General features: G+C 68.6%; 8 protein-coding genes. All 8 read right to left on the bottom strand.

Features of this window, described 5'->3' with window-relative positions; translation table 11 throughout:
- Positions 1-800 precede the first annotated feature (800 nt).
- From AOK09_RS28550 to AOK09_RS28515, 8 genes are read right to left on the bottom strand one after another with little or no spacing between them, the layout of a single operon-like run.
- A complete protein-coding gene (locus AOK09_RS28550) occupies positions 801-1,028 on the bottom strand; it encodes a hypothetical protein (RefSeq protein ID WP_055590130.1) in 228 nt (75 codons plus the stop codon).
- 11 nt (positions 1,029-1,039) lie between these two features.
- Positions 1,040-1,363: a hypothetical protein gene (locus tag AOK09_RS28545; protein ID WP_055590129.1), complete on the bottom strand. Its 324-nt coding sequence runs from the start codon at positions 1,361-1,363 to the stop codon at positions 1,040-1,042.
- A 55-nt stretch (positions 1,364-1,418) separates the two neighbouring features.
- Complete coding sequence (locus AOK09_RS28540; protein ID WP_055590128.1) at positions 1,419-1,970, bottom strand: hypothetical protein; 552 nt, start codon at positions 1,968-1,970, stop codon at positions 1,419-1,421.
- A gap of 12 nt (positions 1,971-1,982) precedes the next feature.
- A complete protein-coding gene (locus tag AOK09_RS28535) occupies positions 1,983-5,429 on the bottom strand; it encodes a hypothetical protein (protein WP_245687515.1) in 3,447 nt (1,148 codons plus the stop codon).
- Between the two features lie 46 nt (positions 5,430-5,475).
- Positions 5,476-9,789, bottom strand: coding sequence for a phage tail tape measure protein (locus AOK09_RS28530; RefSeq protein ID WP_055590126.1), 4,314 nt, complete (start codon positions 9,787-9,789; stop codon positions 5,476-5,478).
- 53 nt (positions 9,790-9,842) lie between these two features.
- Positions 9,843-10,307 carry a hypothetical protein gene (locus AOK09_RS28525; protein ID WP_055590125.1) on the bottom strand — a complete coding sequence of 155 codons (465 nt, stop codon included), beginning with the start codon at positions 10,305-10,307 and terminating at the stop codon, positions 9,843-9,845.
- Positions 10,300-10,527 carry a hypothetical protein gene (locus AOK09_RS28520; protein WP_055590124.1) on the bottom strand — a complete coding sequence of 76 codons (228 nt, stop codon included), beginning with the start codon at positions 10,525-10,527 and terminating at the stop codon, positions 10,300-10,302. Before AOK09_RS28520 ends, AOK09_RS28525 begins: the two co-directional genes overlap by 8 nt.
- A gap of 20 nt (positions 10,528-10,547) precedes the next feature.
- Positions 10,548-10,907 (bottom strand): hypothetical protein, encoded by a 360-nt coding sequence (locus AOK09_RS28515; RefSeq protein ID WP_055590123.1) that lies wholly within the window; start codon positions 10,905-10,907, stop codon positions 10,548-10,550.
- Positions 10,908-10,947 lie beyond the last annotated feature (40 nt).

Genomic DNA, 10,947 nt, shown 5'->3' with positions numbered 1-10,947 from the left:
GGCGGCGGTGACCACGGCGGCTATGGCGGCGGTGACCACGGCGGGTACGGCGGCGGCTATGGCGGCGATGAGGGCGGCGGCCACGGCGGCGGCGGTGACCACTGCGATGAGGGCGGCGGCCACGGCGGCCACGCAATCAACGCACCCGCCTCCGGGCAGGGCGGCCATGCTGGCGCTTTCGGCTCGCGTCCGACGCCCTCTTCGTCCCAGCTGGCCAGAACCGGGGTGTTCGGACTCAGCGTCATCGTGGCGACGACGCTCATGCTCATCGTGGGTGGATGGGCTCTCTTTGCGAGGTGGGGCCGACGGCGATCCTCCGCGTGTGTCTGCGCGGGCCCGATGAGCAGGCTGCGTTCGGCGTCCTGTGGTGCGCACAATTGGACTCGGATCGGAGGAGCCTGACCGCTACTTGCCTCAAAGTCGCGACTCGTCCCTGAAAACTCCCATGACGGGAGAACCCGGACGGCTTGTATGAATCGCGCCCTCCGCCAGACGGCGGAGGGCGCGACCTGTTGTCCCCGCGGACATGAGGCTCGGCGCCTGCACCACCAGCGCTCGCCCCAGGTCGTAACCCCAGTGGCTCGCGGGAGTGAGCAGCACGTGGAAGCGACCCTGGGAGCGACCGCGCCGGGGCGCGGCGCCGCCTTCGTACGCGATCTGCTCGCGGAGGCAGAGCTGCGGCCGGGCGGGCTGCGCGGGCAGCCTTCCGCCCCGGAAGATGATCGTCATCATGCTCCTCGGGCATGCAGAAGCCTCCGGCTCGGCCGGAGGCTCAAGGGAACGTAGGTAGGAAGGGCGGGCTACAGCTGGTCGGTCACCACGTGGCGGTGCTCCGCGCTGACGTCTGCGATGTCCGGCTGGGCCGCGAGGTAGTCGCGGAGGTGGTCGATGACGTCCTCTTCGGTCAGACCCGTGGGGAGCCCGGCAGCGCCGGGGGCGAACTGGATGGCGAGGTACATGCCTCGCTCGGTGCCGAGGGCGCTTTCGGCCGCCAGGAGGTAATTGGGGTACGGGGTGGCGTCGAACACGGGCAGGCCTTTCAGGTCCAGTGGTCGGGGAGTGGGAGCGGTTCCTCGTGCAGGGGCTCAGGTGCCGGGCCGGGCTCGGGCACGCAGGTGCACGCGGGCAGCGTCTGTGGGTCGGGGGCGCAGGTCGCCTGGTGGATGAGAGCTGCCAGGTCCCGGGTGATGGCGTGCTGCACGCAGGCGTAGACCGGCACCGTGGTGTCTGACCCGTTTGGTGCCGGTGGCAGGGCCTGCGCCCGTGCCGGGCCGATGGCCGCCACGAAGGCGGCCCGCTGGTCCTCTTCAAGCGCGACCAGCCGGTCCAGCTCTTCCTGGGTGGGGCGGCGTGACCACTGCACACGCGGCGGCTGCTCACACTCGGGGTCCCAGCAGTGAGAGTTCATCACGGGCCTTTCAGGAGGAGATCCACAGGGCGCACAGCGAGCACGCCACATCGCTGCCGGCGCTGGTGCTCAGTGCGCCGCCCGAGGTCTGGTAGCCCTGCACCTCGACGTAGTCGCCAGCCGAGAAGGAGGACAGCGCCGTCGTGACGAGGCCGGAGCTGTTTCCGGCGGCGGCGGCCATGGTTTTCACGAAGGTTCCGGTGATCGGGTTCGCGCCGTTGACCAGGAGCCGCACGGCTCGGACGCCGGTCGCGCTGGCGGTGAAGCCTGCGCTGCCGATGATGAGGTAGGTCCCCGCGACTTGGACGGTGTAGCGGGAGGTGTTCGACGAGGTGGAGTGGCCGGCGTCGCTGTCGAATGACTCAGTGTCGAGGTTGAGGGCAGCCCACGTACTGTCGGCGATGGACTGGGTGGACGTCTGGTAGCCGCGGAAGCGGGGCGGCCCGTTGGTGCCGCTGCCGCAGGACCAGTCGATGATGGCCTTGACCTGGGCGTTCCATAGTGCGCTGGTGAGGAAACTTCCGGGGGACTGCTGGGCGGAGACGGGGGCGGTGCGGGTCACACGGCCCTCCCTTCAGTACGAGAAGGCGACGGCGTCCAGTGCGCTGGAGGCGTCGTAGGCGGCTGCGTTGGTCGTCCCGGCCGGAAGCGGCTCGCAGACCACATCGCCCGAGGCGTGGGCCTTCGTCGTCGCGGCCTGGAGGGTGACCGCGACCGTTGACCAGCTGGGGCTCGTCGACCCGACCGACAGCACCGTGACGGTCTCCTGGTTGGCGGTGCCCAGGCCGAGGACGAGCTGCTGTCCCTGGCCGAGCTGGGTGGCTGCCGGGTTCGTGGTGTCTCCCCACGCGGCCAGCGTCACTGTGCTCACGCCGGAGGATGCGGCGCTGGCCAGGGTGGTGTGCAGTGCCGCGAACATCCCGTAGGGCGTGGAGTCCACTGGGCTGCACTGCATCGTGACGGTCGCGTCGAGATTGTCGTCCAGGCCCCACTGGATGGACTCCACGAAGCAGTCCACCGTGATCTCTGGTGCCCTTGGTGGTCGGCGTTTGACCCGCACGCGCGTCCCCAACTCCAGGCTCAGGCACACCGGCCACAGCAGGCCGGGGCTGGCCGAGGGATGCAGCCGGATCTGCGGGATGCGCGCGGCAGGCTGCTTGTACCGGGACAGGAGGTATCCGGCTGCGTCCTGGCACTCGCCTGCGTCCGAGCTGTTGATCGTTCTCGACAGGGTGCGGGGGAAGTAGTCCGTAATCGACGTGGCGTCCTGAGCGGAGAACGTCTGCCCCGTGGATGCCTGGGTGACCGTGACCTGATTGGCCAGGTGCGTCGGGTCGTAATCGAGGGCGGTCTCCTCATACGGCACCTCGCCCAGGTCAACGCGCTCCCCGAACACCACCGAGGGGACGGTGGAGTTGTACCGGTATCCCCGGCTGCGGAAGGTGACCGTCCCCACGCGGTCGACGAAGTGCTCGCCTCCCTCGGTGTCCACGGTCGCCTGGAGCGCGGAGAGCACGTCCTGGCCGTCGGTCGCGGCCGGGCCCATGCTGCGGGTCAGGCCGGTCTGGATCGAGGACGGGCCGAGGTAGCCGCCCCACTTGAGGATCCGGCCGTAGCGGACGTCCGTGGAGTCGCCGGCGCAGCTGTTCTTCCAGGCGGCATACATGGAAGTGATCTCGGATCCGGTCGTGAAGACCCAGCCGAACTCGGCCGCGTAGGCGATGTCGCCCTTGTAATTCCAGGTCGTGCCGTTGCCGACGGTCGGGTCGACGTAGCCGCCGACGGCGTCGGAGATCAGCCCCGTGGGCGTGGTCGCCGTGGGGATGCTGCCGTAGAACGCCGCGGTCGTGCCGTCCTGGCTGGCGAGCACCTGCTGGGTCGCCTGGTTGTAGCCGAAGATCAACAAGTGCCAGTTGCCGTCGACGCAGTTCGTCGCCCCGCCGAACAGCCAGTTGCCGCCGATGAGAGTGGGGCCGCCGATGGTGATGTTCGGCCTGCCGGCCGTGTCCAGGTACACCCAGATCCGCGAGCCCGAGGGGCCGGCGGTGTTGCGCTGGCTGTCCAGGCATGTCCACAGGTACGACGCGGCGGTGATGGTGGGCCCGGTGTAGCGGAAGGCGATCATGCGGGTCCACGACGAGGGGTCCGCCGGGCCCTTGATCCCGGCCTTGGCGAGGCTGATGACCGTTGCGCCGCCGGTCGTCAGACCGGTACCGGGGTTGCTGTTGCTGATCGTGGCGACCGAGCCGCTGCTGCCGGTGTAGATGCCGTTCACCGGGTCCGTGGCGGTGATCGCTGCGCCGAACAGCAGCGACCCGGCGCCGTACTTGCCGGTGATCACCGGGGCGGGCGGGTTGCCCAGCACATCGGTCGCGGAGGAGCTGCCCGCGGGGTCGTTCAGCGTGTAGAGGAACCGGGGCGTCTTCCGGTTCATCTCCTCGGTCAAAGGGTCCCGCAGTTGCCGCTGGGAGAGCAGGGAGAACGCGTCCGCTGCGGAGATGCTGACCGTTCCGTAGGTGCCGCTCATCGTCCAGGACTGCGGGTACCGCTCGGCGAAGCCGGCGTAGACCGGATACATGGTGCCGGGGCAGATCCACGGGGTCGCCGCAGGGCCGCGCTCCAGCTGCCACCCGTCGACCTGCACGCTGCACGTGGCTGCGGCGGTCGCCGCGGTCTCCACACCACAGGAGAGACGGGCCGCGTCAGCTGGGGCGGTGGCCGTGACCGTGATCAGCGTCCACGCCGCGGTGGCCGACCCGGTCAGCGTCGCCGTTGCTGACCGGGTGACCGTGGCGGTGCCTGCCGTGTTGGAGAACGACAGGAAAGCGTCGACTTGCACCGTCGTCGACGGGGTGATGTTGCGGACCCGCATCTGCAGGCTGTAGGTGATCGACCGCTCCACGGCGGGCTGCGAGGTGAAGCAGATCGCGGTCGTGCTGGCGGTGCTGCTCGGTACCTGGAACTGGAAGGCCCGGCCGCCCTGCCAGGCCGTGGCGCTGGCAACCATGCTGCCGCCGCTGGTGTCGCAGTTCGTGAAAACGTCGATGCCAGCGCTGCCACCGGGGATGGCACCTGTCGCGATGCCGCCGAGGTCACCTGCTGTCGCCTGGACCTGCGTCAGCAGGTTGGGGGTGGGCGGCCACTGCGCCCGGATCCGGTAGGGCTGGTACGGCATGATGCGGCCGGCCCACGGCCCTGAGGCATTGCTGGGGTCCAGGCTGCCGTCCTTGTTCTCCAGCTGCACCTGGAGCTCGCCGGAGCGGACCTGGTCGAGCTCGTACTGGCGGCCGCGGCTGACGGAGACGGCACCTCGGGTCCGGGCGGTGAGGTCGACGTACTTGTCCAAGGGGGAGTCGCCGCCGTTGGCATTCCAGTAGGGGCCCCAGGCGTGCTCGACGGCTGGCCAGCCGGGGTTCAGGCCCCCGGCGGGGGTGTTGACGTGGGCGATGGACGCGGACAGCCCGGTGTAGGTCTCCGTGACGGTGACGGAGGTCTGGAACGCTACCGAGACGGCGGCTGCGGACCAGGAAGAGGCCAGGGATGCCTGCTGGGTCCAGGTGAAGCCGTCCGGGCTGGTGTCGGCGTACCAGGTCCCCGACAGCTCCCGCAGCCGCCACCAGCCGTCCGCGAACAGGTCGTAGGTACCCATGCTCGCGGTCGTCGTGACGCCGGCGTTCTTCATCGCGAGCTGGAGCGTGGACTGCCCGCCGGTGAGCTGGATCGCCACCGAGTTGCTGGCGTCTTTGGCGATGACCAGCTGGACGAACGTGCCGCCGGAGCCCTTGGGGACGGGGATGACCTGGGCGTACAGGCAGTTGGTGCCTTGGGCGTTGCCGCGGCCGTCCCACACCGCGGCCGTGCCGAGACTGTTGGTGACACCGGTGCTCGTGGGGCAGGCCACGGTGGCGCGGTCGTTGACCGTGTCCACCGTGACCGCCCCGCCGCCGGTGACAGCCGTCCACAGCGAGGTGTTCAACGACGGCGCAGTGAACGAGTCGATGAGTTCAGCCAGCAGCGCCACCACGCACCCCCGATCAGGTCAGGCCCCGGGCGACGGGGCGCGTGAGTCAGCGCTGGTAGGAGGAGTACGTGCGGGAGTTGCGCATGCCCAGCTGGAGCATCTGCTTCTCGACGACGTCCCGCAGCTGCCGTTCGGACAGCACCGAACCGGCGACGTGGATATGGACCTCGATGTGATGCCCGCCGCTACCGCCTGCGGTCGCGGCGAGGTTGGAGCTCACCGCAAGCCGCCCGTTGGTCGCGGTGACGTGCGCGGCCTGCCGTACCGACATCGCCATGCCGGCCGCTGCGATCGTGGCGTGCTTCGAGGACCGATCGATACCCACGGCGAGACCCTTGGCAGTGAAGTCGCCGAGCTCGGCCATGACCCGACTCGGCGACTTGATGCCGAGAGCGTGCTTGATCGCGGTCTGCATGGCCCGGGCGATCTTCAGCATCTGGGCTTCGATCGCCTTCTGCTGCGATTGGAGCCCCTTGACCAGGCCCTCGGCGCTCTTGATCCCCGCGCCGTACATCGCGTCCGCGACCACCGTGCCGGTGGAGTTCGCCGCGGTGACCAGGTTCTTCTGCTGCTGGTTGACCGCCGCGATCTGGCTCTTACTGCCGCCGGCCAGCGCGAGGGCGGTGTCGTAGCCCTGATCGGCGCCGGACTCGGCGATCTGGTCGATCAGGTCCGCCCGCAGGCCCTTGCTCTTCAGCTGCTTGAGCAGCGCCGCGAACTGGGTGGCCTTCTGGACCTTGTCGCGCAGCTTGGACAGGACGTCGTTGGCGTTGAGTGGCCTCCCGTCCTCGTTGGCGTCGGTGACCACGGAGACGCCGGACATGATCCCGGAGGCGACCTCGGACTTCTTGTCGGACCAGGACTTCTTCAGGTCCGCGAGCTTCTGCTGGGCGGCCTTGAGCTTCTTGGCGACGGTGTCCCGCTGGCCGGCGAGCTGGAGGAGCTTGGCGTTGTCGCGAGCCACCAACTTCGTGATCGAGCTGCTGGCGCCCAGGACGTGCTTCTGGTGGGCGAGGTCGGCGCGGATGTCGGCCCGCTCGCGGGCGGCCCGGGTACCGCGGACACCGGCGAGGTTCCGGAGCTTCTTCTGATCAGCCGCGATCTGCGCCCTGGCGTCGTCCCGGAACACCTGCTGGATGGCCCGGGTGAGCTTCAGCGTCGCGGACTTCACCGACGCTGTGGAGCCGGTGAGGCCCTGGACCATGCCCGCGCCCACCCACCGGCCGAGCGTGGCTGCCACTTTCGACGGGCTCTTGATGCCCAGAGCGTCGGCGATCGGCTGGGGGATGGTCGACAGGGCGAAGGTACGGGCCTGCTGGGCGAGCCACCCGGCCTTGTCCTTCATGCCCTGCCACAGGCCCTCGGCGACGTGCCCACCGAGCGCGGCTACGCCCCCACCCCCGGCTCCGCTCGCGCCGCGGCCGGAGCCACCCCAAGACACGGAGCCGCCGAGAATGCCGACGGTCTGCTCGGCGATCGCCCGGGAGCGCGGAGTGCGGGTGTGAGGGATGTACGACTCGTCGGGGCCCTCACCCCAGAGGATGTTCGAGCCGCCGCGGGCCATCATCGCCGGGCGACCGAAGCCACCCGCTGCCATCCGCCGCACCCCGCCCGAGACGACCGAGCCCAGGGCGTTGCCGGGGACCTGGATCGGCATCGAGGAGATGACGTTGCGGACCGACACCGTGACTGTCCTGCTCTGGACCGAGGCCAGGGCGGTTCGGGCCTGGGCGACCTTCTTCTGCAGGTCGCTGATCTCGCCCTTGAGGACAGCTTTCTTCGACGGCGGAAGGTTTTTGTCCGACAAGGCTTTTTTGGCCGTGTCGATCTGCTTCACCCAGTCGGTGATCTGCGCGGTGAGAATGGCCTTCTTCTTGTCCGGAGAGTTCTCCAGGGCCATCTTCGCGGACGTGATCTGCTGTTCCCAGTTTGAGATGTCGACGAGCAGCTTCGCGCGCTTCTCCGGAGGGAGGTTCCTGTCGCTGAGCTGCCTCTTCGCGTCGCTGATCTTCTTGCTGAGATCGTCGATGTTGGCCCGCAGCTTGATCTTCTGCGGCATGGACTTGACGGAGTCTTCCCAGCCGTTGACCTTGCTGATCGCGCCGTCGAAGGCGCTGCTCGTGGAGGCCTTCCACCCGTCGATCGCCTGGCTCGCGCCCTTGAGCTTCGGGCCCAGGCCGGGGACCCAGCTGAATGCCCGCGACGCAGCACCGAGCAACCCTGACGCGAATGACAGGAACGCTGAGTTGATCTGCTTGACGACGTTCAGGGCGATCTCGGCGAATTCCAAAACGGGAATGGCCAGCCACACGAAAGTCTGCACGACGATCTCTCGGAACGTCTGGGACTTCTTCCACAGGACAACGAACGCAGCGCCGAGCGCCACCAGGGCCATGATGATCAGGTCGATGGGGTTTGCGTCCATCGCGATGTTCAGCAGCCACTGAGCCGCCGCGGCTGCCTTCTCCGCGATCGCCGAGGCGAGCGCCGCCGTCTTCTCCGCCACGAACGCCGCCGCCTGCCGCAGCGCCGCAGCGGTCGCAACCAGTGCCTTCTTCGAGAAGTCCAGCGTGGCGATCGCGGCGGTCTTCATGGCGCCGCCCATGGCCTTCGCGCCGTTGGTCAGCCCACTCCAGGCCGATACCGCCCCGGCCTTCGTCGCAGCGGCGATGTTCTTCCCGAGCGTGCCCACCCCGGACGCCGCCGACAACGCCCCGGTCTTGGCCGCGTCGAAGCCCTTCCGCAGGATGCCGCCGATCGTGCCGGCCTTGCCGCTGAACGCGGACTGGGCCACCTGGGCATCGCGGAACCCGCCAGCGAGGCGGCCGACCGCCCCGACCGCCCCCACGGCGCCCTTGCTCAGGAGGCCGAGGCCGCTGACCAGCGGAGACAGGGCTCCGCCGATGAACTTCAGCACGCTACCGGCGAGGATGACGCCGATCGCGATGGCCAAGCCCTCGGAGGCCGTCTTGTGCTCGGAGAAGAACCCGATGATCTTCTGCACGATGGGAATGAGCTTGAGGCCGATGGTGATGGCCGTGGTCTCCACCGTCTGCTTCAGGCGGGCCATCTGATTGTTGAAGGTCTTCTGGGTGCTCGCCCAGCCCTCGACGTCCTTGCCGCCGTCGTTCAGCGACTTGCCGACCTTCTTGATCCGATCGCCGAAGCCGTCCGCGTTCTCACCGCCCAGCTGCAGAGCGGTGTTGAGCCCGGCGGAGCCACCGAGCATCTTCTTCATCGCGTCGGTGTACGTCTGGGCGGCCGGGCCTCCCCGCTTGAGCTCGTCGGAGAAACCCTTGGTCTTGTTCTGCAGAGTCGCGTACTGGGACAGGAGGTTGGCCTGCTCGGGCGGAAGCCCCTTGAGCTTCTGCCGCCAGTCACCCAGGCTGATGCTGCCCTTGGCGTACGACAGGGCCAGATTCTGGATGCTCTTGGGCATCTGGGCGACCATGGTGTTGGCGTCGGCCGCTGCCTGCTTCGTGGAGTTGAACGAGGAGAGCAGGACGGTGCCGGACTTGCCCATCTTGGAAAGCACTGTCTCGGACAGCAGGTCGATGGTGCCCTTCAGCCCACGTTGTCCGGAGCCGAGTTTGGTCGACACGTCCTGGCTGGACAGGCCGAGGCGCTGCATCTCCTTGACCGCGACGTTGTTCGGGGCGGCCAGATTGCGGATCGTGTTGGCCAGCTCGTGGGTGGCCTCGCGTGCCGAGGTGCCGTGCTGGGTGAGGGTGGCGATCGCGCCGCCGACCTCCGCAAAGCTGATCTTGTTGGCGGAGGCGATCGGGATGACCGTCGACAGGGAGGACGCGAACTCCTCCATGGTCATCTTGCCCTCGCCGGCGGCCGTCTTGAGGGCGTTCATCACACGCACCGAGTCGGACGCCTTGAGGTGATACGAGGCCATGACCGACGTCATGGCGTTCGTGACGTCCTTCAGGGACGCACCCTCCTCGGCCGCGCCCTGCGCCGCAGCCTTCAGGACGGTCAGCATGTCGCTGGCCCGGTAGCCGGCCTTCTCGGTCTGGTAGGCGCCCTCGGCCAGGTTCTGCCAACTGGTACCTGTGTCGCGAGAGATGGAAAGGACGCCGTCGGAGACCTTCTTCATCGCCGACGGGGCCTCACCGCAGGCGGTGACCAGCAGGTTCATCTTCTGCTGGAAGTCACCGGCCATCTTCGTCGCGACGACGGCGCCACCGAGGCCGATGACGGTCATGCCCTTGCCGAGCTTGGTCATCGCGGCGCCGGCCGCGCCCATCTTCGAGGTGAAGCCCTCGCCGTCGCGGGCGGCCTGGGCCATGCCGCGACTGAAACCGATCGTCTCGGCGCGGAGGTGGACGAGGAGATCGGCGATGTCGGCCACAGCAGTGCCACCGCCCTTCCGGTCTGGTGCGGGCGGTGGTGCGCGGCGCAGCGTCAGGCGTGCGGCCAGCCGCGGGAGAACTCGGAGGCCCACAGGGCGGGCGCGGCGACCCTCATGCCGAATTCGGCGGCAGGCTTGAGGAACGGGTACGTGTCCCCGTTGCGCAGGCCGGCGACTTCGAGGTAATAGCCGTACTTGTTTGCAGGGGTCTTGTTCTTGCCGTACGGCGGCATGAAGCCCACCGCCGTGCCGACTTTGACCTCCCAGCCGATGCCCTTCCACACGGTCGGGGAGTGGGTGATCGAGCGGCGCAGGGTCCCGGAGATGACGGCGGGCCCCGTGCCCGGAGAGGCCGGGCTGGGTGTCCCCCACTTGTGGCTGCCGTTCGAGGCGTTGACCTTGGCCTGGCGCTCGACGACCAGGGCCACCGCGGTCAGCACCTTGCGGACCTTCAGGTTGGAGGCGGCGTTGACCTCGGCGAAGAGCCGGGCGAACGTCCCGGGCCGTAGTTCACCCACGGCTCTTCCCCTCCTGCCTCTTCGCTGCGGTCTCCTGCGCGGAGGCACGGGCGTTGATGAAGTCCCACGAGAACTTACGGACGTAGGCGGGCGTGGCCTGAAGCTCGTCCCAGGTCCACCCCATCTCCTTCATCAGCTCGAAGTCCTCCAGCTCCTCGGGCGGGGGGCCGGACGACCACGTCCCCTCGTAGATCGCCTCTGCGGGCCACAGGACGTCCACGAGGTACGGGTCATCCGGCCCTAGGCCCCCGCGCCCTTGACCTCGTTGATCTTCTCGCCGACGGCCATGAGGATCTCCATCGGCAGCTTGGCGACCAACTCGGGTGTGGCCGGCAGCGGCAACGGCGGCTGGTCGTCGTCGTCGCTGGTGGCGTCGTAGGCGTGCCAGCCGATGATGAGACGGGAGACCACCTCGTAGGTGGTCTTGATGCCGTGATTGGGGTCGGGAGTGCCGTCGGGGAGGTTCTCGGGGAGATCCGCGTCCAGCGTGGCGAGGGGCAGCGTCTTGGGGTTACGGATCGTGACGTGAACGGTCTGGTCGCCGTCCTCGGTGAACTCCGGGAAGGGCAGGGTGAGGACGCGGTTGGCGTAGCCGGCCATGGGGGTACTCCTTGAGGATCTTGGGCGTTCGGGCGTGGGT

Source organism: Peterkaempfera griseoplana (genome assembly GCF_001418575.1).
Classification (GTDB): Bacteria; Actinomycetota; Actinomycetes; order Streptomycetales; family Streptomycetaceae; genus Peterkaempfera; species Peterkaempfera griseoplana.
Note: the sequence above shows the minus strand (reverse complement) of the source record. Positions and strands in the feature narration are given on the sequence as shown.